General features: G+C 66.0%; 21 protein-coding genes and 4 tRNA genes. 18 read left to right on the forward strand and 7 right to left on the reverse strand.

The annotated features are described in order from the left end of the window. The first annotated feature begins 97 nt into the window (after window positions 1–97). The 8 genes from ppnN (at window position 98) to ACIPR8_RS05050 (ending at window position 9,498) form a co-directional block, all read left to right on the forward strand. On the forward strand, window positions 98–1,486 hold the full coding sequence (gene ppnN / locus ACIPR8_RS05015) for a nucleotide 5'-monophosphate nucleosidase PpnN (protein ID WP_192288043.1): 1,389 nt from the start codon (window positions 98–100) through the stop codon (window positions 1,484–1,486). Window positions 1,487–1,612: 126 nt separating this feature from the next. Continuing rightward, the gene (locus tag ACIPR8_RS05020) at window positions 1,613–2,128 is read left to right on the forward strand and encodes a GspH/FimT family pseudopilin (protein ID WP_446540326.1); all 516 of its coding nucleotides are present in this window, start codon (window positions 1,613–1,615) and stop codon (window positions 2,126–2,128) included. Beyond that, on the forward strand, window positions 2,125–2,607 hold the full coding sequence (gene pilV / locus ACIPR8_RS05025; protein WP_446540327.1) for a type IV pilus modification protein PilV: 483 nt from the start codon (window positions 2,125–2,127) through the stop codon (window positions 2,605–2,607). Before ACIPR8_RS05020 ends, pilV begins: the two co-directional genes overlap by 4 nt. Then, window positions 2,604–3,791: a PilW family protein gene (locus ACIPR8_RS05030; RefSeq protein WP_446540328.1), complete on the forward strand. Its 1,188-nt coding sequence runs from the start codon at window positions 2,604–2,606 to the stop codon at window positions 3,789–3,791. The genes pilV and ACIPR8_RS05030 overlap by 4 nt, the downstream gene beginning before the upstream one ends. A gap of 7 nt (window positions 3,792–3,798) precedes the next feature. Continuing rightward, a complete protein-coding gene (locus ACIPR8_RS05035; protein WP_323439415.1) occupies window positions 3,799–4,284 on the forward strand; it encodes a pilus assembly PilX family protein in 486 nt (161 codons plus the stop codon). Continuing rightward, on the forward strand, window positions 4,281–8,936 hold the full coding sequence (locus ACIPR8_RS05040) for a pilus assembly protein (protein WP_446540329.1): 4,656 nt from the start codon (window positions 4,281–4,283) through the stop codon (window positions 8,934–8,936). The genes ACIPR8_RS05035 and ACIPR8_RS05040 overlap by 4 nt, the downstream gene beginning before the upstream one ends. Window positions 8,937–8,947: 11 nt before the next feature. Continuing rightward, the gene (locus tag ACIPR8_RS05045; RefSeq protein WP_446540330.1) at window positions 8,948–9,367 is read left to right on the forward strand and encodes a type IV pilin protein; all 420 of its coding nucleotides are present in this window, start codon (window positions 8,948–8,950) and stop codon (window positions 9,365–9,367) included. A gap of 54 nt (window positions 9,368–9,421) precedes the next feature. Beyond that, window positions 9,422–9,498, forward strand: a tRNA-Asn gene (locus ACIPR8_RS05050). Window positions 9,499–9,560: 62 nt separating this feature from the next. Here the strand turns inward: ACIPR8_RS05050 and ACIPR8_RS05055 are convergent. Continuing rightward, complete coding sequence (locus tag ACIPR8_RS05055) at window positions 9,561–10,115, reverse strand: GspH/FimT family pseudopilin (protein WP_446540331.1); 555 nt, start codon at window positions 10,113–10,115, stop codon at window positions 9,561–9,563. A gap of 151 nt (window positions 10,116–10,266) precedes the next feature. On the opposite strand from ACIPR8_RS05055, the gene uvrB reads away from it, so the two are divergent. The 3 genes from uvrB to ACIPR8_RS05070 all read left to right on the forward strand — a co-directional run bounded on the left by uvrB (window position 10,267) and on the right by ACIPR8_RS05070 (window position 12,644). Continuing rightward, window positions 10,267–12,282, forward strand: coding sequence for an excinuclease ABC subunit UvrB (gene uvrB / locus ACIPR8_RS05060; RefSeq protein WP_313251362.1), 2,016 nt, complete (start codon window positions 10,267–10,269; stop codon window positions 12,280–12,282). A 96-nt stretch (window positions 12,283–12,378) separates the two neighbouring features. Then, window positions 12,379–12,453, forward strand: a tRNA-Val gene (locus tag ACIPR8_RS05065). Window positions 12,454–12,569: 116 nt separating this feature from the next. After that, a tRNA-Val gene (locus ACIPR8_RS05070) sits at window positions 12,570–12,644 on the forward strand. An 80-nt stretch (window positions 12,645–12,724) separates the two neighbouring features. Here the strand turns inward: ACIPR8_RS05070 and ACIPR8_RS05075 are convergent. Together ACIPR8_RS05075 and ACIPR8_RS05080 are read right to left on the reverse strand one after the other, a co-directional pair. After that, window positions 12,725–13,783, reverse strand: a complete 1,059-nt coding sequence (locus ACIPR8_RS05075; protein ID WP_446540332.1) for a 4Fe-4S dicluster domain-containing protein — start codon at window positions 13,781–13,783, stop codon at window positions 12,725–12,727. Beyond that, a complete protein-coding gene (locus ACIPR8_RS05080) occupies window positions 13,780–14,070 on the reverse strand; it encodes a hypothetical protein (protein WP_132862702.1) in 291 nt (96 codons plus the stop codon). The genes ACIPR8_RS05075 and ACIPR8_RS05080 overlap by 4 nt, the downstream gene beginning before the upstream one ends. A gap of 196 nt (window positions 14,071–14,266) precedes the next feature. Between ACIPR8_RS05080 and hemN the strand changes: the two genes are divergently transcribed. The 4 genes from hemN to ACIPR8_RS05100 all read left to right on the forward strand — a co-directional run bounded on the left by hemN (window position 14,267) and on the right by ACIPR8_RS05100 (window position 18,795). Next, on the forward strand, window positions 14,267–15,676 hold the full coding sequence (gene hemN, locus ACIPR8_RS05085; protein ID WP_446540333.1) for an oxygen-independent coproporphyrinogen III oxidase: 1,410 nt from the start codon (window positions 14,267–14,269) through the stop codon (window positions 15,674–15,676). Between the two features lie 67 nt (window positions 15,677–15,743). Beyond that, window positions 15,744–15,830 (forward strand) — tRNA-Leu (locus ACIPR8_RS05090). A gap of 22 nt (window positions 15,831–15,852) precedes the next feature. Further along, the gene (locus tag ACIPR8_RS05095; protein ID WP_323439434.1) at window positions 15,853–17,142 is read left to right on the forward strand and encodes a nucleotide sugar dehydrogenase; all 1,290 of its coding nucleotides are present in this window, start codon (window positions 15,853–15,855) and stop codon (window positions 17,140–17,142) included. 30 nt (window positions 17,143–17,172) lie between these two features. Continuing rightward, window positions 17,173–18,795: an FMN-binding glutamate synthase family protein gene (locus tag ACIPR8_RS05100; RefSeq protein WP_446540334.1), complete on the forward strand. Its 1,623-nt coding sequence runs from the start codon at window positions 17,173–17,175 to the stop codon at window positions 18,793–18,795. A gap of 121 nt (window positions 18,796–18,916) precedes the next feature. Here ACIPR8_RS05100 and ACIPR8_RS05105 read toward each other — a convergent pair whose 3' ends face one another. Both ACIPR8_RS05105 and ACIPR8_RS05110 read right to left on the reverse strand, forming a co-directional pair. Continuing rightward, window positions 18,917–20,155, reverse strand: coding sequence for a TIGR03862 family flavoprotein (locus ACIPR8_RS05105; RefSeq protein ID WP_446540335.1), 1,239 nt, complete (start codon window positions 20,153–20,155; stop codon window positions 18,917–18,919). Beyond that, window positions 20,139–20,570: an FKBP-type peptidyl-prolyl cis-trans isomerase gene (locus ACIPR8_RS05110; RefSeq protein ID WP_192288069.1), complete on the reverse strand. Its 432-nt coding sequence runs from the start codon at window positions 20,568–20,570 to the stop codon at window positions 20,139–20,141. Before ACIPR8_RS05110 ends, ACIPR8_RS05105 begins: the two co-directional genes overlap by 17 nt. 61 nt (window positions 20,571–20,631) lie before the next feature. On the opposite strand from ACIPR8_RS05110, the gene ACIPR8_RS05115 reads away from it, so the two are divergent. From ACIPR8_RS05115 to ACIPR8_RS05125, 3 genes are all read left to right on the forward strand, one after another. Continuing rightward, a complete protein-coding gene (locus tag ACIPR8_RS05115; protein WP_132862708.1) occupies window positions 20,632–20,997 on the forward strand; it encodes a DUF6164 family protein in 366 nt (121 codons plus the stop codon). 26 nt (window positions 20,998–21,023) lie between these two features. After that, on the forward strand, window positions 21,024–21,779 hold the full coding sequence (locus tag ACIPR8_RS05120) for a sulfurtransferase (RefSeq protein ID WP_446540336.1): 756 nt from the start codon (window positions 21,024–21,026) through the stop codon (window positions 21,777–21,779). 188 nt (window positions 21,780–21,967) lie between these two features. Next, window positions 21,968–22,960: an LLM class flavin-dependent oxidoreductase gene (locus tag ACIPR8_RS05125; protein WP_192288072.1), complete on the forward strand. Its 993-nt coding sequence runs from the start codon at window positions 21,968–21,970 to the stop codon at window positions 22,958–22,960. A gap of 64 nt (window positions 22,961–23,024) precedes the next feature. Here the strand turns inward: ACIPR8_RS05125 and ACIPR8_RS05130 are convergent, their stop codons facing one another. Further along, the gene (locus ACIPR8_RS05130) at window positions 23,025–23,684 is read right to left on the reverse strand and encodes an exopolysaccharide biosynthesis protein (RefSeq protein ID WP_132862711.1); all 660 of its coding nucleotides are present in this window, start codon (window positions 23,682–23,684) and stop codon (window positions 23,025–23,027) included. After that, on the reverse strand, window positions 23,668–24,978 hold the full coding sequence (locus tag ACIPR8_RS05135; RefSeq protein WP_132862712.1) for a hemolysin family protein: 1,311 nt from the start codon (window positions 24,976–24,978) through the stop codon (window positions 23,668–23,670). The genes ACIPR8_RS05130 and ACIPR8_RS05135 overlap by 17 nt, the downstream gene beginning before the upstream one ends. Window positions 24,979–25,233 lie beyond the last annotated feature (255 nt).

The following is a 25,233-nucleotide window of genomic DNA, read 5'->3' on the forward strand; positions in this document are numbered from 1 at the left end:
GGATGTAAACCGAAAACGGCCGGGGCAACCCGGCCGTTTTCCTTTTCATGGGGGCAGCGCTAAAGTCGATCGCCAATGAGAAGGAGCAGCAGTGGAAATGACCAAGAGTGAAGGGGCAGCGAGGGCGCTGCCGGTACAGGACGCGCGCATCTACCCGCGTGGCGGGCTGGACGTGCTGTCGCGGACCGAGGTGGCGCGCCTGCGCGATGCCTCCAGCGGCGGCATGCACGAGCTGCTGCGCCGCTGCGCGCTGGCGGTGCTGACCAGCGGCAGCGCTTCGGACGACCCGCGCGCCGCGCGCGACCTGTACCCGGACTTCGACATCCAGGTGACCCAGCAGGACCGCGGCGTTCGCATCGACCTGAGCAACGCGCCGGCGGCGGCCTTCGTCGACGGCGAGATCATCCGCGGCATCGCCGAGCTGCTGTTCTCGGTGGTGCGCGACCTGGCCTACATGGCCATCGAGCTGGGGCCGGAGTACGCCTCGGACCTGGAGACCACCGACGGCATCACCAACGCGGTGTTCGGCGTGCTGCGCAATGCGCGCATCCTGCAGCCGAGCGAGCCCAACCTGGTGGTCTGCTGGGGTGGCCATTCGATCTCCCGCGACGAGTACATCTACACCAAGCAGGTCGGCTACGAGCTGGGCCTGCGCGGGCTGGATATCTGCACCGGCTGCGGCCCGGGCGCGATGAAGGGGCCGATGAAGGGCGCCACCATCGCCCATGCCAAGCAGCGTCGTACCAACACCCGCTACATCGGCATCACCGAGCCGGGCATCATCGCCGCCGAGTCGCCGAACCCGATCGTCAACCACCTGGTGATCATGCCGGACATCGAGAAGCGCCTGGAGGCGTTCGTCCGGCTGGGGCACGGCATCATCGTGTTCCCGGGCGGCGTGGGCACCGCCGAGGAGATCCTGTACCTGCTGGGCATCCTGCTGCGCGAGGAGAACGCCGAGCTGCCGTTCCCGTTGATCCTCAGTGGCCCGGCCATCGCGGCGCCGTACTTCGAGCAGATCGACCGCTTCATCCGCCTGACCCTGGGCGATCGCGCCGCCGAGCGCTACGAGATCATCGTCGGCGACCCGGTCGCGGTGGCGCGCAAGATGTCGCAGGGGATCAAGCGGGTGCGCGAGTTCCGCCTGGCGCACCGCGATTCGTTCTTCTACAACTGGCAGGTCGACATCCCGCTGGCCTACCAGCAGCCGTTCGTGCCCACCCACGAGGCCATGGCCGCGCTGGACCTGCACAAGGGCCGGCCGGCGCCGGATCTGGCCGCCGACCTGCGGCGCGCGTTCTCCGGCATCGTGGCCGGCAACGTGAAGGAGGAAAGCATGCGCCGCATCGAGGACTTCGGCCCATTCAGGATCCACGGCGACCCGGAGATGATGCAGGCGCTGGATGCGCTGCTGCGGGCCTTCGTGGAGCAGCGCCGCATGAAGATCTCCGGTGACTACCGGCCGTGCTACCAGGTGGTGGCCTGAGTCGTCCCTGCGTGAAGCGGCGCTTTGATCGCCGCTTCACATAATTGAACGCGGCGGTTTGCCTTCCCCTTGCCTCGAAACAGGGGGGATGGCATGCTGCCCGAAGAACGCTGGGGAGCGTAGTGTATGAGCGGTAAATGGGGGAGGGGCTTCAGCCTGGTCGAGTTGATGATCACCGTGGTCATCCTGGCCGTGCTCGCAGCCATCGCGTTTCCGAATTTCCAGGGGACCATCCGTTCCAATCGCGTATCCGCGGCCACCAATGAAGTGCTGGCCTCGCTTGCCCTTGCGCGTGCCGAAGCCATCAAGAACGCCCACGGCGGCGGGATCTGCGCCAGCTCAACGGGAGCGGCCTGTGATGGCGACAACTGGGGCCAGGGGTGGCTGGTATGGGCCGACAGCAATGCCGACGGCGCGTTCGACGCCGCCGAACAGGTCATCCGCGTTTCGCAGGGCAGCAAGGCGATCATCGGTGATTCGGCTGACCTGGTCATCACGTTCGATGGACGTGGCCGGCGGCGTGGGTCGGCGGATCAGGCCATCGCCCTGCAACCCGACGAATGCGGGACGGCGGAGTTGTTGCGTACCGTGCAGGTGAACCAGACCGGGCAGACCCGGGTAGTAAGGGGAGCATGTCCATGAGCGTTCCATCGGGCCGGCGCGGCCGGTCGTTGGGCCTGGCTTCGGCACAGCGGGGCTTCACGTTGGTCGAGGTGATGATCGCAGTGCTGATCCTCGGCTTCGGCCTGCTCGGGCTGGCGCTGCTGCAGACCATGAACGTGCGCTTCGTACAGAGTTCCAATTTCCGGACGCAGGCCACCAATCTCAGCTACGAACTGCTGGATCAGGTGCGCGCCAACCGGATTTCACGCAGTTCCTATGCGGGAACGTTCACGGCGCTGACCAGCGATGCGGATTGCACGTCCCCGACCGGCACCAACCTGACGCCTGATGCCTTCACCAAGGACTGGCGTTGCCGCATGGGCAAGGCGTTGGGAGCCGACGCCGAGGCCGAGGTGACACTGAATGGCGATGTCGTTGAAGTGGTCGTTTCCTGGGCGGACGAGCGCTGGGATGTGGACGGTGAGAGCGGCAAGGTAACAGTGAGAACACAGCTATGAAGGCCCTTGTGCCCGGAGGTCGCGTTCGTGGCCTGTCCCTGATCGAGCTGATGATCGCCATGCTCATCGGTACCTTGCTGATGGTGGGCATCATCCAGGTGTTCGGCAGCTCCCGCGAGGCCTATCGGCTTTCCGAGGGGTTGGCGCGCGTGCAGGAGAACAGCCGTTTTGCGGTGGACTACCTGCAGCGTGACATTCGTATGGCAGGTCATTTCGGTTGCGTGAATGACCAGGCGATGATGCGCCAGAACCCGGTCGCATTGACCACGACGTTCGGGGCGGCGGCGCATCCGGCCCTGGATTTCGGCATTTCCATCCAGGGCTACGAGGCGGCGGACACCGGGCCGGGGGCCGCCGATGTGTCGCTGACTGCAGGGGATGTGGATTTTTCGCCGGCCTTGCCGGACGAGTACGCCGATCAGATGGATGATGCGGTGGCAGGCAGTGATGTGATCGTCCTGCGCTTCCTCGACCCGAACGGTGTTCCGATGACGGCCGCGCCTGCGGATCCGGCCAACCCTGTTTTCCAGTTCGACAGCGCCCGCTGGAGCGTGCTGCAGAGTGGTGTCGACAACCCGGGGCTGTTTGGTGCGGCTGACTGCACGGGTGCGGTGGTGTTCCAGGCGTCGGCGGTGAACTCGGGAGCGGGGACCATTTCGGTGACCGGTGCCCCGAACAATGCCGAAGCCATCGCCAAGGTGTTCACGGCCGGGCAGACCACCCTCTACCGCGCGGAATCCGCTGTCTACTACGTCGGCACCAATGCCGCAGGCGGGCGCTCGCTGTATCGCCTGAGGTTCGCCTATGCCCCGAACGCGGCGGCGCCAACCGTCAGGAAGGAAGAGATGGTCGACGGCGTGGAGAACATGCAGTTGCTCTATGGCCAGGATCGCGAGCTGGACCCGGGCAAGTCGCCGACCGGCTATATCGACCGGCAGTACACCGCGGACGAGATCGAATCCACGCGTGCCGGAGCGGCCACGGTGGCCGATGCCTGGCGTCGCGTGGGGGCGGTGCAGATCGGTCTGGTGATGTCCAGTCCTGAGCGTGCCTCGTCGGTGCAGGCATCCGACGAGCACCGGTTGAATGCGCTGGGGGTGACGTTTGCCGCCCCGGAAGACAGGCGCTTCCGGTCCGTCTATCAGACGACCATCGCGTTACGTAACCGCCTTTACGGCAATTGAGGGCGCCATGAAGCGGATGAAGGGTTTGCGGGGTGGTCACAGGCAGCAGCGTGGCGTGGTGTTGTACATCGCGTTGATCATCCTGGTGCTGCTCGCACTGATTGGCGTCGTTGCCATGCGGGTGACGAACATGCAGGAGCGCATGTCCGCCAATTACATGCGAACGAATCAATCGTTCCAGCTGGCCGAAGAGTCGGCACGCAGCGTCGAGGCCGCCATCAATGCCGCGGTGACGGGGGCATCGGGGACTTATGCGGCCAACCAGGAGGTCTGCTCCCCGGTCTTCGATCCCCAGACCTGGGCCGAGGGCGTGGACACGGCGACCGCCACCTACACGCGGCGGATCGATACCTGTTTCGGTTCCTCCAGTTCGAAAATCGGCACCAAGCTCAACGAGCAGACCGGCAACATCTACGAAATCACGGTTCTGGCCAGCGACGATAACGCGAACGCCTCTTCCACGGCGGTCATCGACACGATCTTCATCCCATGAATACCAAGCGCTCTTTCTCGAAACTCTTCGGCTCGACGTGGGTCAAGCTGACGGCGGGCCTGGGAATGGTCGGCGGCGTGATCGCGGTGGTCGCGACGTTGCCGGCGGCGCAGGGGGACTACAACCTCTCCCAATCACCCTTGTACCTTGCCCAGTCGCAGCCACCGTTGATGATGATGGTGATGTCGCGCGACGAGCAGTTGTTCAACAAGGCGTACAGCGACTACACCGACCTGGACCCGGAAGCGAACGACGGTATCGATACCACGTACAAGAACTCGTTCGAGTACGCGGGCTATTTCGACTCGACCTTCTGCTACAACTACAGCGGCGGCGTGTTCAAGGCGGTAGGCAAGGCAACCGGCACCCCGGCGCGCTATTGCGGAAGCAGCACCGGTCGCTGGTCGGGCAACTTCCTGAACTGGGCGACGATGAGCCGGCTGGATATCCTGCGCCAGGTGCTCTACGGCGGTCAGCGCAGCGTTGATTCGACCACCCAGACCATCCTCGAACGTGCATCCATCCCGAACGACCTGCATGCCTGGGTCAAGGTGTACAGCGGGTCGGACCTCAGCCAGCTGACGCCGTACAGCGGGACCTACTCGTTCTGCAACGCGACCATTGCCTCGGGTGGCGCGCCGCTGATGCGTGCGGCCAGTGGCAACTGGTCCGAATGGGCGGCAACCGCGTCCTACCAGTGCGGCAAGGGCCGTTCAGGCGAGGGCAGTGCAGACACCCCGACCCAGACGACGGACTTCAATGTGCGCGTGGAGGTCTGCGACCCCGCCGCCAACGCGAGTGACCGCCGCGAGAGCTTCTGCCAGAAATACAGCAATGGCACCACCGATACGTACAAGTCGGTGGGCTTGCTGCAGCAGTATGGTGAAAGCGGACGCCTGCGCTTCGGCCTGATTTCAGGCACGTATTCCAATCCGCGTGATGGCGGCGTGCTGCGCAAGAACATCGGCAAGCTGGCGGGCAATTCGACCGGCAACTGTACGGCGAACTCGGGGGACGAGATCAACCTCTCCACGGGTCAGTTCTGCACCGGCGCCGCCGACAACGTTGGCAGCGTCATCCAGACCATCTCCAACTTCAACCTGCAGGGCTGGAACTACAGCAACAACTGGAGTGACTGCAATACCTACGGCATCCTCAATCGTCAGGGGCAGAGTGGCAACGGCAACCTGAAGGATCCGGGCACCACGGGCAGCGGCAGTTATCAGTGCAGTGCATGGGGCAATCCGCTTGCGGAAATGTATTCCGAGGCGTTGCGCTACGTCGGTGATATCGGCAACACGCGTGCCGGCACCTACAGTGCAAGCGGCGACCAGGCGGGCCTGCCCAAGACGGTGAGCTGGGCGGATCCCTATCGGTTGCCGGCGCAGGGCGGCAATTCCTACTGTGCCGCCTGCAACATCCTGGTGATGTCGTCGGGCCTGCCGTCCTTTGACAGTGACAACGTCCAGTCCGTGCCGCACCTGGAGGGTGCCGCGGCGGCGACGAATCGTCTCGGCGACGATGAGGGCATCAGCAACAAGAGCTACATGGTGGGCCGGGTTCAGGAAACGCCGCGCTGGGCCTCGATGAATACCCACGAGGATATCTGCACCAGCAAATCGGTAACCCAGTTGGGGCTGGTGCGCGGCATCTGCCCGGATATCCCGTCCATGGAGGGCGGCTACCAGATGGCGGGCCTGGCCTACGCGGCAGCGACCACCGATCTGCGCCCGGGCCTCCAGGACAAGCCCGATACCTACAAGGTGACCGCGCAGACCTATGCGGTAGCACTGGCGGAAACCCTGCCGAAGTTCGAGATCACGTTGGGTACGGGCAAGATCTCGTTGTCGCCGCTGTGCCAGGCGAACAATTCCGGGGGCGCGACAGCCGCAAGTAGCGGGTGGCGCAGTTGCTTCCTGGGCTCGGTTGGCGTTGGTCCGAAGACGGCCACGGTCAATCCGAAACATGTTTACGGCAGGCCGCTGCTGGCAAATGGCAAGGCCGGCAGCTTCTCGCTGGTCTGGGAGGACTCGTTGTGGGGCAACGACCACGATAATGACGTGGTCACCATGCTCACCTATTGCATCGGTGCGGCGTGCAATGACTCCGGCCTCAATCCGCAGAACAAGTCCACCACGAAGGACATCTGCTGGCGTGCATCCGGTGGTGGCTGTGCAGCCGGTACGTTGAACGTGGGTGAGAACGAGGTACTGGTTCGCGTCGAGAACCTGTCTGCCTATGCGGGCAACGCGATGCTCACCGGTTACGCCGTTTCCGGCTCGAACAGCGACGGCGTCCAGCGCATCCTGCTGCGGCCGGGCAACAGCAACGGCTCGGTACTGACGTCGACCGACACCGCTCCGACGAACTGGACCCAGGCGCAGGTGCGCCGATATACATTGGGCGCCAGCAGTGCGGGCGTGCTCGAGAGCCCGCTGTGGTACGCCGCCAAGTACGGCGGTTTCACCGACCTCAATGGCAATGGCAAGCCGGATCCGGGCGAGTGGGATACCCGCGAGGCCGGGTCGCCGGACAACTACTTCCTGGCCCGCAACCCGACCAAGCTGCGCGAGCGTCTCGGTGAGATCTTCGAGAAAGCCGCAGGCAGCAAGGCGCCGGTGTCCGGTGGTGCGGCCGGTGCACGTATTTCCAGCAACTCCCTCACCGTTGCCGCCAGCTACAGCGTGCCGGTGGATTCCAACGACTGGACCGGTGACGTCGTGGCCACGCGTGTGCAGAGTGATGGCACGGACGGTGCACAGATCTGGAGTGCCGCGGCAAAGCTGGATCCAAGTGCGCGTCGTATCTACATGGCGACCGCGCCCAACAGTGTTTCCGGCTCGACCAACGTCCCGGTGTCGGCGGCGGAGTTCACTTCGGCGAACGTCCCGGGTAACAGTCGCGAACAGAAGTTGGCGGCGATGGGGCTGGAAACGGTGCCGACCTGGTTTGGCACGCGCACGGTCGATACGCTGGTCAGCTACCTCAAGGGGGGCGTGGTCAGTGGCTTGCGCTCGCGTTCGACGATCATGGGTGACATCGTCAATTCCTCGCCCGTGGTTGTTTCGCGGAACGATGATTACGGCTACGGTGCATGGGCGACGCAGACCGACGTGGGCTGGAAGGCGCCGCTCGGCACGTCCTACAAGTCCTACCTGACGACGAAGCTCACCGGCGCGCCGCCGATGGTGTACGTGGGCGCGAACGATGGCATGTTGCATGCCTTCGATGCGACGGATGGTGCTGCGGGTGGCACGGAGCGCTTCGCCTTCATTCCGTATGGCTCGCTTTCGCACATCGCCGAATTGGCCAATCCGACCTACGCGCATCGTTACTACGTGGATGGCCTGATCACGGTTGCCGACGCCCACTTCGACTCGGCCTGGCACACGGTGCTGGTGGGTTCGACCGGTGCCGGCGGCGCATCCGTGGCGCCTTCGGCAAGCCTGGCCGGCGCTGGCTCGGTGTTTGGCCTGGATGTCACCGCACCTTCCTCGTTCGACCAGACCAAGGTGCTCTGGGAGATTTCAGGGAAGAATGACAGTGACATGGGTTTTGCCCTGGCCAAGCCTGCCATCGTCCCGATCGCCAGCGCTTCCGGTGTGCGCTTTGTCAGCGTGTTCGGCAATGGCGTGAACTCCAGCAGTGGCCGGCCGGTCCTGTTCGTCGTTGACATCCAGACCGGCGAAGTACTCAAGAAGCTGACGCCCACCGATGCCGCCTATGCCGGGCGCAATGGTGTGATGAACGTGGCGGCGGTCGCGCTGAACAACGGCAATGGCGTGGCTGACACCATTTACGCGGGAGACATGCAGGGCAACCTGTGGAAGTACGACATCTCCAGCGTCGATCCGGCCGATTGGAACGTCGCGTTCAGCGGAACGCCGCTGTTCACCGCGGAAAAGGATGGTGCCGCACAGCCGATCACCGGTGGCCTGGAGGCCTCCAGTGGGCCCGGCGGTGGTGTCAGCATCTTCTTCGGGACCGGTCGGTACTTTGCCGTGGGTGACAATACCGGCGGTACCGGGCTGCCCGTCCAGAGCATCTACGGCATCGTGGACAACCGCTCCACCGCGATTACTGGTGGGCGTGGCTCCCTGGTGGGACAGTCGTTGCTCGCGGCAACCAGCGACTCGGACCTCGAGGTGCGCGGCGTGACCTCCAACCCGGTCAACTACGTGACCAAGCGCGGCTGGTACGTCGATCTGCAGGTGATCGGCGGCGAGGCCAAGGGTGAGCGCGTCATTGGTACGCCCAGCATCCAGAACGGCAAGGTGTTCTTCACCACCTTCACGACGGCTGAGGCGCAATGTGGCGCGGGTGGTGGTATCAACTGGTTGTATGGGCTGGACGTCCTGACGGGCGCCGGTGGCCTGTCTGGCCTCAGCCTCACCCCGGGTGGTGAAGCCGTGTGCACCGGGAGTTGCGGTGGAGTGTCGCTGAACAACGCGAAGAATCCGACATCGCCGCCGGTCAAGGATTCCGCCATCTTCGTGCCGCCCCTGACACCGTGCGATCCCACGGACCCGGCTTGCACGATCGACAAGCAGATCCAGGGTGAAACATGTACGTTCGTGCTGCGTGCCAATGGTGCGCCCCCGCTGTACATGCCGCGTCCGTGCGGACGTCAATCGTGGCGACAGGTTCGGTGAGGAAAATGGCAATGAAATCTGCAGGCAAGCTTCATGCACGGGTGGCTGGTTTCACCTTGATCGAACTGATGATCGTGGTTGCGGTCATCGCCGTTCTGGCCGCCATTGCAATTCCCAACTACAGCGAACATGTGCGCAAATCGCACCGCGCCCAGGCCAAGGCGGACCTGGCCGAGTACATGCAGCTGGCCGAGCGTTACCACACGGTCAACAACACGTACGTAGGTTTCGGCTTGCCGAACGATCAGACGCCGCGCGAGGGTGGGGCGGCGTGGTACACGCTGGAGATCAGCCCGGACGCCACCGCCAGTGCGATCACGATCGTGGCGACCGCTGCGGGTGGGCAACTCAAGGACAAGTGCGGAAACCTCAGCCTCAGTCAGGCTGGGGAGAAGGGCGCAAGCAAGGGTGACCTGGCAGACTGCTGGTAAGCTGGGTCCGGGGTGTTGCCGGATCTGGCCTGGCTCTGTACAATGCGCCTCCTCGCCCGAATAGCTCAGCCGGTTAGAGCACTTGACTGTTAATCAGGGGGTCGTTGGTTCGAGTCCAACTTCGGGCGCCAGATTCGAAAAAGCCGCGAGCAATCGCGGCTTTTTCTTTGCGCCGATTCTTTTGTGCCGATGATCACGGGCAGGAGCGCGGGGATGAAGTGCGTTCGGCGCGGATCCTGCCCGGGTTGTTGATCACGATCCTGCCGCGCGGCCGGTCCCGCTCATAGAAGCAGATGCTGAGATTGCTGCCGCCGCTGCGTCCATCCGGTTGGAAGCGGGCATGGCGACGCCCGATGCTGGACCTGATTGCGGCAGTTACCGGTAGTCGCGGTGGATCGGTGACCTGCAGGATCGCCGCCGGGTTGGCGGGGTGCTTCTCCTGCCGTTGGGCCTGGAACATGAGCCAGCGACGGTTCCAGTTGCTGTCCTGGCTGCAATGCAGTCCGTCCTGGCTGGGGCAGACGCGAACGGTGACCTGGCGCGTGATGGCGGTGTTGCGCGCGATGGACAGTTGGGAGTGCAGCAGGTGCATGCTGGTTTCGATTCGAACCCGAGTGACCACGCCCGAGACCGCGGGCGCTGCCAGTGCCAGCAGGATCGCCATGATCCCCAGGGTGATCAACAGTTCGGTGAGGGTGATGCCCCGGGCGGTGGCACCAGGGGATTGCTTGGGTTGCGGCGGGGCCATGGTAGCGGCGTCCGAAGGTGGCGCGGCCATGGTGGGGTGCTGCGGGCTTCATTCATATTTCTGATGGCCGACTGTCGCCCTAATCCCACGCCGCAGAGGCGGGTAGGGCAGGCTCGCTATACTGGGCAGTCCACGCAGGCAAGGCCTCCCCATGTCCGACAGCTTCCAGCTCGTATCGCCTTACGCTCCGGCCGGTGACCAGCCTGCCGCCATCGAGAAGCTGGTGGCCAATTTCGAAGCGGGCATCGCCAAGCAGACGCTGCTGGGCGTGACCGGCTCGGGCAAGACCTACACCATCGCCAACGTCGTGCAGCAGATCCAGCGGCCGACGCTGGTGATGGCGCCGAACAAGACCCTGGCCGCGCAGTTGTACGGCGAGTTCAAGGCGTTCTTCCCGCACAACGCGGTGGAGTACTTCGTCAGCTATTACGACTACTACCAGCCGGAGGCCTACGTGCCGGCCTCGGACACCTTCATCGAGAAGGACAGTTCGATCAACGAGCACATCGAGCAGATGCGCCTGGCCGCGACCAAGACGCTGCTGTCACGACCGGACGCGATCGTGGTGGCCACCGTTTCGGCGATCTATGGCCTGGGTGCGCCCGAGGACTACCTGTCTTTGCGCCTGATCCTGTCCAAGGGCGAGCGCATCGACCAGCGTGACCTGATCAAGCATCTCACCCAGTTGCAATACACCCGCAATGAGTACGAACTGCAGCGCGGTACCTTCCGCGTGCGCGGTGAGGTGATCGACGTGTTCCCGGCCGAACTGGACAGCGAGGCGGTGCGCATCGAGCTGTTCGACGGCGAGATCGAGCAACTGAGCATGTTCGATCCGCTCACCGGGGAAAGCCTGCGCAGGATGCAGCGCTACACCATCTACCCCAAGACGCATTACGCGACCACACGCGAGCGCGTGCTGGCGGCGATCGAGACCATCAAGGTCGAGCTGAAGGAGCGGCTGGAGCTGCTGTACGCGCAGAACAAGCTGGTCGAAGCGCAGCGCCTGGCGCAGCGCACCCAGTTCGACCTGGAGATGATGGCCGAGGTCGGCTACTGCAACGGCATCGAGAACTACTCCCGCCACCTCACCGGCAAGGCTGCCGGCGAGCCGCCGCCGACCCTGTTCGACTACCTGCCGGCCGACGCCTTGCTGGTCATCGACGAATCGCACGTCACCATTCCGCAGATCGGCGCGATGTACAAGGGCGACCGCTCGCGCAAGGAAACGCTGGTGGAGTTCGGCTTCCGCCTGCCCTCGGCGCTGGACAACCGCCCGCTGCGGTTCGAGGAATGGGAGGCGCGCTCGCCGCGCAGCATCTACGTGTCGGCCACGCCGGGCCCGTACGAGCTGCGCGAATCCGGCGAGGAGATCACCGAGCTGGTGGTGCGCCCGACCGGCCTGATCGATCCGCAGGTGGAGATCCGCCCGGTCGGCACCCAGGTCGATGACCTGATGTCCGAGTGCAATGCGCGCATCAAGATGGGCGACCGCGTGCTGGTCACCACGCTGACCAAGCGCATGGCCGAGAACCTCACCGAGTACCTGGGCGAGCACGGCATCCGGGTGCGCTACCTGCACTCGGACGTGGACACGGTGGAGCGGGTGGAGATCATCCGCGACCTGCGCCTGGGCAAGTTCGACGTGCTGGTCGGCATCAACCTGCTGCGCGAGGGCCTGGACATGCCGGAAGTATCGCTGGTGGCGATCCTGGACGCGGACAAGGAGGGCTTCCTGCGCTCGACCGGTTCGTTGATCCAGACCATCGGCCGTGCCGCCCGCAACGTGCGCGGCAAGGCGATCCTGTACGCCGACAAGATGACCCGCTCGATGCAGGCGGCCATCGACGAGACCGACCGTCGCCGGCAGAAGCAGGTGGAGTACAACGAGTTGCACGGCATCGTGCCCCGCTCGGTGGCGCGGCCCATCGTGGACATCCTGGAAGGGGCGCACGAGGAGGGTTCGGCCAAGTCCAGCGTCAAGGGCAAGGGGCGTCGCGTGGCCGAGCCGGAGGCCGATTACCTGCCAATGGACCCGGGCAAACTGGCGGCGCGGATCAAGGAGCTGGAACAGAAGATGTACCAGCATGCCCGCGACCTGGAGTTCGAGGACGCGGCCCGGGTGCGCGACCAGATCCACAAGCTCAAGGAGGCCAATCTGGGCTGAGGTGGCCAGCGTGAAGATTTTTGCAGAAAACGGTTGTCCAACCGGGCCGGGTTGGTTAAGATACGCGCCCTCGCAACGGTGAATTGTTGCAGCGACGGGCGGTTAGCTCAGCGGTAGAGCACTACCTTGACATGGTAGGGGTCACAGGTTCGAACCCTGTACCGCCCACCACTCCCCGGAATCGGGTCGAGTGGACATCCAAAAAGGCCGGCCATCGGGTCGGCCTTTTTGTTGAAGCAGTACCCCGGTGCGGGCAGCACCACCGCAATGCACGCGTGTTGCGACAGGGGCGGTTAGCTCAGCGGTAGAGCACTACCTTGACATGGTAGGGGTCACAGGTTCGAACCCTGTACCGCCCACCACTCCCCGCAGCGGGGGTGGAAACAGAAAAGCCGGCCCAGGGCCGGCTTTTTCGTGTCTGCCCTCCACGAGAGGGCGAGCCTCAGTACGGCGCCCCGGCGGTAACGATGGTCAGTACCAGCGCCACCAGCATGGCGGCCGTGAACAGCAGGGGTTTGATGCGCAGCGCGGGCGGGGCCTGCTCGCCGTCCGGCTCCGGCGCCATGCGTCGGATCAGGCCTTCGGGGAAATGCCGGAGCACCATCGCCTCGTCGCAGGCGTCTTCGCAGGCGCCGCATTCGATGCAATGGCTGGAATGGCCATTGCGGATATCCAGCCGGATCGGGCACGCCTGCAGGCAGGCCCCGCAATCGGTGCAGTCGCCCAGGTGCTCGGGGTTGAACTTGGGCAAGGCGCCGGCAATCGCTGGATGGGCGGCACGAAACACGTAGTCGTTGGCGGTCACCGGGTCGAGCAGCCCGCGCGAGCGATGCAGCACGCTCGGACCGCCGTGTGGGCGTGGGCCGCGCGGCTCGCCGCGCGCGGCGATGTAGCGGACGGTGGGCGTGCGTGCATCGGTGATCAGGTGCTGCACGCGGCTGTAGGGGCACAGGTGGCTGCAGACCTGTTCATGCAGGTAGACCACGTTGGCCCAGGTGGCCAATGCGTAGAAGACGATCCAGAAGCCTTCCCACATGCCCAGCGAAAAATGCGTCAGGTCATGGATCAGGCCGCCGATGGGGCTGAAGTAGCCGACGAAGCTGATGCCGGTCCACAGCGCGATGGCGGCCCATAGCACGTGCCGCAGCGCCGGCCCGAAGCGGGCGGCCGGGCCATCGAAGGCGGTGAGCTGGTCGAGCTTGCGGAATACCCGGGTCAGCACGGTCTGCGGACAGACATGGCTGCACCACAGCCGGCCGCACATCACCGTGACCAGGCACAGCAATGCGGCGGCCGCGGTGACCAGCCAGAACAGGGGCAGGGCGTTCTCCGGCTGCAGGCTGTACCCGAACAGATGGAACCGCCGCGCCGACAGGTCCAGCAACAGGATCGGCTGGCCGTCCAGCCGCAGCCACGGCAGCAGGTAGAACGCGGCCAGCAGCGCCAGCGCGACGGCCGTGCGCAGCGCGGTGCGGGCGCGCTTGCCTTGCGACAGGCTCATTCGAAGGCGCTTCCGTCGTCGGCATCCCTGCGCGGGCGCAGCAACAGCGCGGTGACGGCGCTGGCCGAGGCGGTGGCCAGCCACAGCAGCAGAAAGCCGATGGTGTAGCCCAGTTCGCGGCTGATGCCGTGCTGCGGCAGGCTGATGGCGGCCAGTTTCAGGGGGTCGACCACCGAGAAGAACAGCGCAGCGGCGACCACGGCGGCGAAGAAGCTGGGCCAGAGCACCGCGCCAAGTTGCTGTGCGGCAGGGCGTAATGAAGGCGGCGCAGGGTCGATGTCGTTCATGGGTTCCGGAGGGAGGAGCGGGGCCGGTGCCGCGCGCCCGTGGGGGAGGCGGGTACGCGATGGATGGGCGCAATGACGAGGACCGCAGCCTAGAAGGCGATCGCGCCGAAGGCCTTGATCTGGATCAAGCCATGGGCTGCGGCCGGATTGATCTGGCTCAAGGCGCGGCCAGCCCGGCTGGCAGATCCTTGGCGCCATGGACACGAATCCCGTACTGCTGAACCCGCTGGGCTGGACCTTCGACCCGGAGCTGCTGCGCCGGCATGATCGTCCCGGGCCGCGCTACACCTCCTATCCCACGGCGCCGCACTTTCATGACGGCTACGGCCAATCGCAGCTGCAGGCCGCCATCGCGCGCAGCAATACCTCGGCGCGGCCGCTCTCGCTCTACGTGCATGTCCCGTACTGCACCAGCCCCTGCTTCTACTGCGGCTGCAACCGGGTGATCAGCCGTGACCGCAGCAAGGGCGAGCACTACGTGGACCAGGTGCTGCGCGAGGCGGACCGCGCCGCGCCGTTGTTCGACCCGGCCCGCGAAGTCATCCAGCTGCACCTCGGCGGCGGAACGCCCAACTTCCTGGAGCCGGCGCAGCTGCGGCGGCTGCTGGAAGGGCTGGGAAGGCGCTTTCGTTTCAGCCCGCGCGCCGAGCGTGATTTCTCCATCGAACTGGACCCCCGTTCGGTCAGCGTGGCCGATATCGCCGGACTGGCGGCGCTGGGCTTCAACCGCGCCAGCCTTGGCGTGCAGGACTTCGATCCGGACGTGCAGCACGCCATCAACCGCGTGCAGGGCGTCGATGACACGATGGCCATCCTCCAGGCCTGCCGCGACAGCGGCATGCGCTCGGTCAACGTGGACCTGATCTACGGCCTGCCGAAGCAGACGCTGGCCGGCTTCGGGCGCACGCTCGACACCGTGATGGCCGTGCGTCCGGATCGCCTGGCGATCTATGGCTACGCGCACCTGCCGCACATGTTCAAGGCGCAGCGCCAGATCCTCGATGCCGACCTCCCCGATCCGGACCAGAAGCTGGCCCTGCTGGGGCTGGCGGTGGAACGGCTGTCGGCGGCCGGTTACCAGTACATCGGCATGGATCATTTCGCCCTGCCGGAAGAGGATCTCGCGCGCGCCCAGCGGGCGGGCAGCCTGCATCGCAACTTCATGGGCTACACCACGCACGCCGACACCGACCTGCTGGGGCTCGGGGTGAGCGCCATCAGCCGCATCGACAACAGCTACAGCCAGAACCCGCGTGATCTCAAGGACTGGGAGGCGCGCCTGGAAGCGGGTGGCTTGCCGGTCTGGCGTGGCCTGGAACTGGATGCCGATGATGTGCTGCGCGCGGCGCTGATCCAGGAGCTGATGTGCCATGGCCGGGTGGACGGACGTGCATTGGGCCGTCGCCATGGCGTGGACTTCGACCGCTACTTCGCCGACGAGCTGCAGGCGCTGCGCCGCCTGGAGCAGGACGGGTTGGCCAGTTGCCGGGATGGCGTGGTGGCCGCCACGCGCCAGGGGCGCCCCCTGCTGCGCCTGATCGCGATGTGCTTTGACCGGTACCTGAAGGCACCCCAGCAACCGGCCCGCTATTCACGCGCGATCTGATGCCGGCGCCGCCCGCCGCGCCGGCCGCAATTCACAATTGCGGCCGGATCAGGCACGCTATCGCGATGCCCGGGTGGCGAAACTGGTAGACGCAAGGGACTTAAAATCCCTCAGCTGAAAGGCTATGCGGGTTCGATCCCCGCCCCGGGCACCACCTTCGTATTGTCAGGAGCGGCATGAGCGCCCGGATTACTGCTGCGGCCGAGCCGCGGATCGCCATCATCGGCCTGGGGTACGTGGGCCTGCCGCTGGCGGTGGAGTTCGGCAAGACGCTGGACGTGCTGGGGTACGACATCGATGCCGCACGCGTGGCCGAGCTGCAGGCCGGGCACGATCACACACTGGAACTGGAAGACGATGAACTGGCCGCAGGCGTGCATGCCCGCTACACGGCCGACGCCGCCGCGCTGGCGCCACGCAACGTCTACATCGTCACCGTGCCCACGCCCATCGACGCCTACGAGCAGCCTGACCTGGAGCCGATGCGGCGCGCCAGCGCGTTGATCGCCGGCGTGCTCAAGCGCGGTGACCTGGTGATCTACGAGTCCACCGTGTACCCGGGGACCACCGAGGAAGTCTGCGTGCCACTGCTGGAGCAGGGTTCGGGGCTGCGTTTCAACGAGGACTTCTACTGCGGCTACAGTCCCGAGCGGATCAACCCGGGCGACCGCCAGCGGCGCCTGCCGGACATCCGCAAGATCACCGCCGGTTCCACCCGTGAAGCGGCCGACGTGGTCGATGCGCTGTACCGGCGCATCATCACCGCCGGTACCTGGCCGGCGCCGTCGATCCGCGTGGCCGAGGCGGCCAAGGTGGTGGAGAACATCCAGCGTGACGTGAACATCGCGCTGGTCAACGAACTGGCGCTGATCTTCGACAAGCTGGAGATCGACACCCTCGATGTCCTCGAGGCGGCGGGCACCAAGTGGAACTTCCTGCCGTTCCGCCCGGGCATGGTCGGCGGGCATTGCATTGGTGTGGACCCGTACTACCTGCTGCACAAGTCCGAGAGCGTGGGGTACCACCCGGACCTGATCCATACCGCGCGCCAGGTCAACAATCGCGTGGTGGCGCACGTGGTCACGCGGGTGCGGTTGCTGCTCGAAGGCAAGGGCAAGGCATTGTCCGGTGCGCGCGTGCTGGTGCTTGGCGTCACCTTCAAGGAGGACTGTCCGGACCTGCGCAACAGTCGCGCGCTGGACCTGGTGCAGATGCTGTCCGCGGCGGGTGCTTCGGTCGATGCCTTCGACCCATGGGCGGATCCGCGCGGCGCGCACGACATGGGCGGGGTGACGCTGGCCGATGAACCCGCGGCCGGCGCATACGACGCGGTGGTGCTGGCGGTGGCGCACCGGCAGTTCCGTGAACTGGATGTCGACGCCATCCGTGCCTTGGGTGTGCCGGACGTGGTGGTCTACGACGTGAAATCGGCCTGGCCCCGGCAGGCAGTGGACGACCGGTTGTAGAATCCGCCATCCCCGACCGCGAGGACGGTAATGCATCGTTATCTGGTTTATGTGCTGGCACTGATCCTGTTGCCGGTATCGCTGGCCCTGGCAAGCCAATGGCCTGCCTGGTACTGGGGCGTGGCCCTGTTTGGCCTGATGTCGGTGCTCGGCACCTGGGATGTGCTGCAGCGCCGCAGTGTCCTGCGGCGCAACTATCCGGTGCTGGCGCATTTCCGCTATGGCTTCGAGTCGATCGGGCCGGAGATCCGCCAGTATTTCGTGCAGAGCGACCTGGAGGACGTGCCGTTCTCGCGCCAGCAGCGCCAGTTGATCTACCAGCGTTCACGCAACGAGATGGACGTGGTGCCGTTCGGCACGCTGCGCAGTGCCTATGCGGTGGATTACGAATGGATCAACCATTCACTCTCGCCGACCAGCATCCCGCATCATGATTTCCGCGTGGTCATCGGCGCCGATTGCGCCAAGCCGTATTCGGCGAGCGTGTTCAACATCTCGGCGATGAGTTTCGGCTCGCTGTCGGCCAATGCGATCCGCGCGCTCAACAAGGGCGCGCAGCTGGGCAACTTCTACCACGACACCGGTGAAGGCTCGATCTCGCCCTACCACCGCGAACAGGGCGGCGACCTGGTATGGGAACTGGGCTCGGGGTACTTCGGCTGCCGTGACGAGAATGGCCGCTTCAGCGAGGAGCGCTTCGTCGAGAACGCCCGGCTTGAGCAGGTCAAGATGATCGAGATCAAGCTCTCGCAGGGCGCCAAGCCGGGCCATGGTGGCGTGCTGCCGGCAGCCAAGGTCAGTGCCGAGATCTCGCAGACGCGTGGCGTGCCGATGGGCGTGGACTGCGTGTCGCCATCCAAGCATTCGGCGTTCTCCACGCCGGTCGAGCTGCTGCGGTTCGTGGCGCGGCTGCGCGAGCTGTCCGGCGGCAAGCCGGTGGGCTTCAAGCTGGCCATCGGCCATCCGTGGGAATGGTTCGGCATCGCCAAGGCCATGCAGGAAACCGGGTTGCTGCCGGACTACATCGTCGTCGACGGCGCCGAAGGCGGCACCGGTGCAGCGCCGGCCGAGTTCATCGACCACGTCGGCGTGCCGATGAACGAAGCCCTGATCCTGGTGCACAACACGCTGGTGGGCCTGAACCTGCGCGACCGCGTGCGCCTGGGCGCTGCCGGCAAGGTGACCAGCGCGTTCGAGATCGCGCGCACCATCGCGCTGGGCGCGGACTGGTGCAATGCCGGGCGTGGCTTCATGTTCGCGTTGGGCTGCATCCAGTCGCTGAGTTGCCACAACGACAAGTGCCCGACCGGCATCGCCACCCAGGATCCCAGCCGCTGGCGGCACCTGGAGCCGGTGGACAAGGCGCAACGCGTGTTCCGTTACCACGAGAACACCCTGCGCGCGCTGCGCGACCTGCTGGGCGCGGCCGGATTGAACGATCCGTCCGAGCTGGGCCCGGAGCATATCCTGCGCCGCGTGTCGCCGGTGGAGATCCGTTCGCTTTCCAGCCTGTACCGCTATCTGGCCCCGGGCGAACTGCTGAACAAGGTGCCGGAACATGTCGTGTTCCGCGACTACTGGGCCGATGCACGCAGCGATTCGTTCAATCCGCCCTCGCGCATCGCCGCGCTGCGCGCAAGCAAGGAACGCTGACCCCGGCAGCGCGGAGCCATGCTCCGCTGCGGTACTACCGGGAGAGCATCGTCGCGCATGGCTCGGCGCGCTCGCGACGATGTGCTCCCGGCAGGCCGGGATGGCGTCCGCGTATTGCGCCTTACCGCTGCGCCAACCAGGTGATCGCGCCTTCGGCAGCGCGCAGCCCGCTCGCGTAGCAGGCGGTGAGCAGGTAGCCGCCGGTCGGGGCTTCCCAGTCCAGCATCTCGCCGGCGCAGAACACGCCGGGCAGGGCGGTCAGCATCAGCCCGTCGTCCATGGCTTCCAGGCGTACACCGCCTGCCGTGCTGATGGTCTCTGCCATCGGGCGCGGGCGCAGCAGACGCAGCGGCAGGCGCTTGAGCGTACGCGCCACCGCGTGCAGGTCATTGCCGGCGTCCTTGCCCAGCACTTCGAACAGCAGCCCCGCCTTGACCGCATCCAGCCCCGCCGCATGGCGCAGGTGCTCGCCGAAGCTGCGGCCCTTGCGCGGCCGGCCGAGGTCGGCGAGCAGGCGTGCTTCCTCGCGGCCCGGGACCAGGTCCAGTTCCAGCTGCGCCCGGCCCTGCCGGTTGAGCGTCTCGCGCAGGTCGGCTGCCAGCGCATAGATCAGGCTGCCTTCAATGCCGTACTCGCTGATCACGCACTCGCCCTGGAGCTGCTGCGGCTGGCCCTGCAGGTCCGGCCAATGCGCAATCACCGGCTTGAGCGGTGCACCGGCATGGCGCTGCCGGAAATGCGTGCTCCAGTCGATGTCGAAACCGCAATTGGCCGATTGCAGCGGTGCCACGGCCACGCCGTGCTGCTGCAGCACCGTCGTCCAACCGCCATCGGAGCCGAGCTGCGGCCAGCTGCCGCCGCCCAGCGCCAGGACGGTGGCATCGGCGTGCACGCCGATCTCGCCGTCCTCATTGCGCAGGCGCAGGCTGCCGTCGCCATTCCAGCCCAGCCAGTGGTGCTGGACATGGAAGCGCACCCCCTGTTCCTTCAGGCGGCGCACCCAGCCCCGCAGCAATGGCGCGGCCTTGCGGTCCACCGGGAACACGCGCCCGGAACTGCCTACATAGGTATCCACGCCGAACCCCTGCGCCCAACGGCGCAGTGCCTCGGCATCGAAGCCGTCCAGCCAGCGGCCGACCTGCGCCTGCCGTTCGCGATAGCGGCTGTCGAACAGCGGGCGCGGGTCGGAATGGGTGAGGTTGAGCCCCCCCTTGCCGGCGATCAGGAACTTGCGTCCCGGCGAGCCCTTGGTCTCGTACAGGTCCACCTGCAGGCCGGCGGCGCGCAGCCGCTCGGCGGCGAACAGCCCGGCCGGGCCACCGCCGATCACCACGGCGTGTTTTTCAGCGGGGCTGGACATCAAGCAGTTCAACGTCAAAGACCAGCGAGGAGCCGGCCGGGATCGGCCCGGTGCGGCGGTTGCCGTAGCCATACTCGGCCGGGATCATCAGCGTGCGCTTGCCGCCGACCTTCATGCCGGCAACGCCTTCATCCCAGCCGCGGATGACCTGCTTCTCGCCCAGGTTGAAGGCGAACGGTTCGCCGCGGTCGAGCGAGCTGTCGAACTTCTCGCCATGCTTGTCGGCGGTGCGTTCGTCGTACAGCCACCCGGTGTAATGCACGGTGACCTTGGTGCCGGGCACCGCTTCGGCACCGGTACCCGGCTGGGTGTCGATGCGCTCGAACGTGGCGATGCTGCCCCCTGGTGGCGGCCCCGGAGGCGTGCAGCCAGCGGCGAGCAGGGACAGCAGAAGCGGGATGAACAGACGGCGCATGACGGGCTCCGGCGGAAAGGGCGTGCAAGGGTAGCGCATCGCTGCCGGGTATCATGGCGCGATGGCCAAACTGCTACTCAATCTGCGCAATGTCGGTCAGGACGAACGCCAGGAAGTCGGCGAGCTGCTCGACCGCAACGGCATCGCTTGGTACCGCACCGAACCCAGCCCGTGGGGGATCTCGCATGGCGGCATCTGGCTGCGCGAGAACGACGACCATCCGCGTGCCAAGGCGTTGATGGCCGACTACCAGGCCGAGCGCTCGCGACGGGTGCGCGGCGAGCGTGAGGCAGCGCTGCGCGATGGCACCGCTGAAACCTTTGGTTCCCTGTTCAGGCAGCGCCCGCTGTACGTGATCCTGGTGCTGCTGGGCATGCTGGCGGCCGCCGCGCTGGTGCTGCTGCCATTCATGCTGCTGCGCGGCTGAACCCGGCCGGCCGTTACAATACGGCCATGATCGTCAATACCGCCGCCTACCATTTCGTTGCCCTGGCCGATGCCGAGGCGTTGACCGCCACCCTGCTCGAGCGCGCCGAGGCGCTGGCGCTGCGCGGCACCATCCTGGTGGCGGAAGAGGGCATCAACCTGTTCCTGGCCGGCAGCGGCGAAGGCATCGATGCGTTCTATGCGCAGCTCACCGCCGAGCCGCGTTTCGCCGGCATGCGGGTGAAGTACAGCTACAGCCAGATGCAGCCGTTCGCGCGGCTCAAGGCCAAGGTCAAGCCGGAGATCATCAGCTTCCGCCGTGACGACGGACAGCCGCTGGACTACCCGCGCGCGCCGAGCGTGGCCCCGGCCACGCTGCAGCGCTGGCTGCGGCAGGGCCATGACGATGATGGCAAGCGCGTGGTGATGCTCGATACCCGCAACGAGCAGGAGTTCGCGCACGGCACCTTCGCCGGCGCGCTGACCCTGCCGATCACCAGGTTCACCGACCTGCCGGCCGCCCTGGCGCCGCACCGCGATGCACTGTCCGACGCCACCGTGGTCAGCTTCTGCACCGGTGGTATCCGCTGCGAGAAGGCCGCGCTGTGGATGCAGAACGACGGCATGCACAACGTGCTGCAGCTCGATGGCGGCATCCTGGGCTATTTCGAGGAAGTGGGTGGCGAAGGCTACGACGGCCGCTGCTTCGTGTTCGACGAACGCGTGGCGCTGGACCCGCAGCTGCAGCCGCTGGTCGACCACGACGCCAGCCAGGCCGCCTGAGGCGTCCCGACGGCCGTTGGCCGGTAGCCGCACGGCGAGGCCGTCTCCGGGCAGGCGCATTTCCCTGCGGGCGTGTACCTGAAGCGGCAGGGCAGGGGAGTTCTGCGGAAAACAGCGTTCAGGCTTCGCCTGTTCCTTAATCGATCCAGCTCCCCCATGTTGCGTGCATCGTCTTTGGAAGCCGCACCATGATCCCCCTTTCCATCCTTGATCTCGCGCCGGTCTGCGAAGGCGCCGGCCCGCGCCAGGCCTTCGCCAACATGCTCGACCTGGCCCAGCACGCCGAGCGCTGGGGCTATCGCCGTTACTGGCTGGCCGAGCACCACAACATGCCGGGCATCGCCAGTGCGGCGACCTCGGTGCTGATCGGTCATGTGGCCGGTGGGACCTCGACCATCCGTGTCGGCGCCGGCGGCATCATGCTGCCCAACCACTCCCCGCTGCAGGTGGCCGAGCAGTTCGGCACGCTGGCGTCGTTGTATCCCGGCCGCATCGACCTGGGGCTGGGCCGTGCGCCGGGCACCGACCATGCCACCGCGCGGGCGCTGCGCCGCTACTTCGACAGCGCCGACCAGTTCCCGCAGGATGTCACCGAACTGCTGCATTACTTCGAGCCGGCCGAGCCGGGGCAGAGCGTGCGCGCGGTACCGGGCGCGGGCGTCGAGGTGCCGGTGTGGCTGCTGGGTTCCAGCCTGTTCAGTGCGCGCCTGTCGGCGGCCATGGGCCTGCCGTTTGCCTTTGCCTCGCATTTCGCGCCGGACGCCATGGACGAGGCGGTGGCGATCTATCGCCGCGAGTTCCGCCCGTCCGCGCGCCTGTCACAGCCCTACGTGATCCTCGCCTTGAACGTGGTTGCCAGTGCATCGGAGGCGGAGTCACGCCGGCTGTTCACCACCCAGCAGCAGAGTTTCGTCAACCTGCGTCGCGGTCGCCCGGGCCTGATTCCGCCGCCACTGGACGACATCGAGGCGTTCTGGGAGCCGCACGAGAAGTCGGGCGTGGAGCGGGCGTTGGCCTGCACCGTGCTGGGTGATCCGGCGCAGGTGGCCGAAGGGCTCAAGGCCTTCGCCGAGCGGCATCGCCCGGACGAGATGCTGGTGACCGCCAACATCTTCGAGCACCGCGCGCGGCTGCGTTCATTCGAGCTGGCGATGCAGGCCTGGACCGAAGCCAATCGTTGACGCAGCGCAGGAGCGGCCTCGGCCGCGAAGCCGGTGAACCCCGACAGGCGTTGCAGCAGGGCGCTCAGCCGCCGGTCCAGCGCTGGAACAGCTCCAGCACGCCGCTCACCAGTTGCCCGGACCCCATGCCGAAGAACACGCCGCCGGCAATGGCGGCGATCCAGTTGAACAGCATCAACGCGCCGTCGCGTTCGATCAGTGCCAGCGCGAACAACAGCAACTGGAAGCCGAACAGATAGTTGGTGAAGGGGATCGGCAGGCTCAGCAGGATGCCGGTCAGGATCAGCAACAGTCCGGTCAGGATCCGTGCCGGCAGCGGGTCGATCAGCAGCGGCAGGCGGGGTTTGAGCATCCGGTCCAGGCGCTGCAGCGGGCGGCTGATCCGGTTGAGGAACTTGTGCATCGTGCCGCGCCTGGGGCCGCGCCGGGCGATGAAACCTGGCAGCCAGGGGCGCGACAGGCCGATGATCAGCTGCAGCCCGATCAATAGCACCAACGGGCCGCTGACCGCGCCGCCAATGCCCGGGATCGGGATGAAGGCGGGCAGGATGGCGATGAACAGGAACATGCCGAAGGCGCTCTGTTCCAATCCGTGCAGTACCTGCCCCAGCGACAGCTGCTCGGCCGGGTCACCCTTCTCGAACATCCCCAGCAGGGTGCGGATGCCCTCGTTCTGGTAGGCGTTGTCCAGTGCCGGGTCGTCCTGCTCAGCCGGTGGTGTCATCGGCATCTTCTTCCGGCAGGCGGTGCAGCAACAGCTTGTCGATGCGGGCGCCGTCCAGGTCGACGATCTCGATGCGCCAGCCGGCCCAGTCGAAGAACTCGCCAGCGTGCGGAATGCGGCCGAAATAGTGCATGCACATGCCGGCCAGGGTGTAGTAGTCACCATCCTCGGCGTCGGGCAGGCTGGCGCCGTCCATCAGCTCCTGCAGGTCGTCCACCGGCAGCGAACCGTCGACCAGCAGCGAGCCATCGGCGCGGGTCACCACCAGCGCGTCGTCGTCGGTGTTCTCGGCCGCCTGCAGGCGGCCGACCACGGCGCCCATCAGGTCGGAAATGGTCACCAGGCCCTGGATTTCGCCGTACTCGTCGACGACCAGCGCCATTGACTGGTGTTCCTCGCGGAAGATTTCCAGCAGCTTCATCGCATGCGTGGATTCGGACACGTACAGCGTTTCGCGCAGGTTCTCGAACAGCGAGCCGTTGCCGCCGTCCAGGCGGGTCACCAGCGACTTCACCTCGAGGATGCCGGCGATGTCCTGGTCGTGGCCGCGGTAGACGGGGTAGCGCGAGAACGCATGGTCGCGCATCGCCTGCAGGTTCTTCTCCGGCGCAGCGGTGGTGTCCAGCCAGGCAATGCGGTTGCGCGGGGTCATCAGGCTGTCGGCGGTGCGGTCGCCCAGGCGCATCACGCGGTTCATCATGTCGCGCTCATGGGTGTCGATCACGCCGGCCTCGTGGCTCTCGGCCACCAGCATGCGGATCTCCTCTTCCGTGACCGACGCCGACTCGGTCTTGCCCAGGCCGAGCACGCGCAGCACCAGTTGGGTGGAACGCGACAGCAGCCACACGCCGGGGGCGGCAATGCGGGCCAGCCAGCTCATCGGCACCGCAACGAAGCCGGCGATGTTCTCCGAGCGGGTCAGGGCGAGACGTTTGGGGACCAGTTCGCCGAAGATCAGCGTCAAATAGGTGATCAGGGCAACGGCCAGCGCCTTGCCGGTGAAATCGGAATAGGCGAAGCCCGGGGCCAGCTCATGCAGCCAGCCGGCGATCATCAGGCCGATCGATTCACCGCCGTAGACACCGGTAAGGATGCCGATCAGGGTGATGCCGATCTGCACCGTGGACAGGAAATTCTCAGGTTTTTCAGAGAGTTCCAGTGCGCGCTGGGCGCGCTTGCTGGTGGCGGCCTGCTGCTTGAGGCGGCTCTTGCGCGAGGTCATGACCGACATTTCGGACATGGCGAAGAACCCGTTCACAAGAATCAGGGCAAGTACGATGATCAGTTCAAACACGGGCGTCTCCCCGGGTTGGTGGCAGGGAGGGCGGGTGCATGCGATGGCGGCGGGCGCTCAGGAGCGGGATCCGGCGCGGCGGCGGGGGATAAGGGTCGTCGTCCATAGGGTGCGCCGTGAAGGCGCTGGCGAATAGTAGCAAACCGGGCCCCTTTCGCGGCAACGCCGTGTTCACATTTCTCGTTCAGGTGGGACGCAGGAATACCCTGATTGCCATCTAGTCGTCATAATTCGCCCCCGGTGCCGTCCCTCCCG

The organism is Stenotrophomonas sp. LARHCG68 (genome assembly GCF_052871705.1).

What these genes read in the sequence shown, in the direction of transcription:
- ppnN (WP_192288043.1), top strand. Translation starts at nt 98, where the DNA reads ATGACCAAGAGTGAAGGGGCAGCGAGGGCGCTGCCGGTACAGGACGCG.
- ACIPR8_RS05020 (WP_446540326.1), top strand. Translation starts at nt 1,613, where the DNA reads ATGAGCGGTAAATGGGGGAGGGGCTTCAGCCTGGTCGAGTTGATGATC.
- pilV (WP_446540327.1), top strand. Translation starts at nt 2,125, where the DNA reads ATGAGCGTTCCATCGGGCCGGCGCGGCCGGTCGTTGGGCCTGGCTTCG.
- ACIPR8_RS05030 (WP_446540328.1), top strand. Translation starts at nt 2,604, where the DNA reads ATGAAGGCCCTTGTGCCCGGAGGTCGCGTTCGTGGCCTGTCCCTGATC.
- ACIPR8_RS05035 (WP_323439415.1), top strand. Translation starts at nt 3,799, where the DNA reads ATGAAGCGGATGAAGGGTTTGCGGGGTGGTCACAGGCAGCAGCGTGGC.
- ACIPR8_RS05040 (WP_446540329.1), top strand. Translation starts at nt 4,281, where the DNA reads ATGAATACCAAGCGCTCTTTCTCGAAACTCTTCGGCTCGACGTGGGTC.
- ACIPR8_RS05045 (WP_446540330.1), top strand. Translation starts at nt 8,948, where the DNA reads ATGAAATCTGCAGGCAAGCTTCATGCACGGGTGGCTGGTTTCACCTTG.
- ACIPR8_RS05055 (WP_446540331.1), bottom strand. Translation starts at nt 10,115, where the DNA reads ATGGCCCCGCCGCAACCCAAGCAATCCCCTGGTGCCACCGCCCGGGGC.
- uvrB (WP_313251362.1), top strand. Translation starts at nt 10,267, where the DNA reads ATGTCCGACAGCTTCCAGCTCGTATCGCCTTACGCTCCGGCCGGTGAC.
- ACIPR8_RS05075 (WP_446540332.1), bottom strand. Translation starts at nt 13,783, where the DNA reads ATGAGCCTGTCGCAAGGCAAGCGCGCCCGCACCGCGCTGCGCACGGCC.
- ACIPR8_RS05080 (WP_132862702.1), bottom strand. Translation starts at nt 14,070, where the DNA reads ATGAACGACATCGACCCTGCGCCGCCTTCATTACGCCCTGCCGCACAG.
- hemN (WP_446540333.1), top strand. Translation starts at nt 14,267, where the DNA reads ATGGACACGAATCCCGTACTGCTGAACCCGCTGGGCTGGACCTTCGAC.
- ACIPR8_RS05095 (WP_323439434.1), top strand. Translation starts at nt 15,853, where the DNA reads ATGAGCGCCCGGATTACTGCTGCGGCCGAGCCGCGGATCGCCATCATC.
- ACIPR8_RS05100 (WP_446540334.1), top strand. Translation starts at nt 17,173, where the DNA reads ATGCATCGTTATCTGGTTTATGTGCTGGCACTGATCCTGTTGCCGGTA.
- ACIPR8_RS05105 (WP_446540335.1), bottom strand. Translation starts at nt 20,155, where the DNA reads ATGTCCAGCCCCGCTGAAAAACACGCCGTGGTGATCGGCGGTGGCCCG.
- ACIPR8_RS05110 (WP_192288069.1), bottom strand. Translation starts at nt 20,570, where the DNA reads ATGCGCCGTCTGTTCATCCCGCTTCTGCTGTCCCTGCTCGCCGCTGGC.
- ACIPR8_RS05115 (WP_132862708.1), top strand. Translation starts at nt 20,632, where the DNA reads ATGGCCAAACTGCTACTCAATCTGCGCAATGTCGGTCAGGACGAACGC.
- ACIPR8_RS05120 (WP_446540336.1), top strand. Translation starts at nt 21,024, where the DNA reads ATGATCGTCAATACCGCCGCCTACCATTTCGTTGCCCTGGCCGATGCC.
- ACIPR8_RS05125 (WP_192288072.1), top strand. Translation starts at nt 21,968, where the DNA reads ATGATCCCCCTTTCCATCCTTGATCTCGCGCCGGTCTGCGAAGGCGCC.
- ACIPR8_RS05130 (WP_132862711.1), bottom strand. Translation starts at nt 23,684, where the DNA reads ATGACACCACCGGCTGAGCAGGACGACCCGGCACTGGACAACGCCTAC.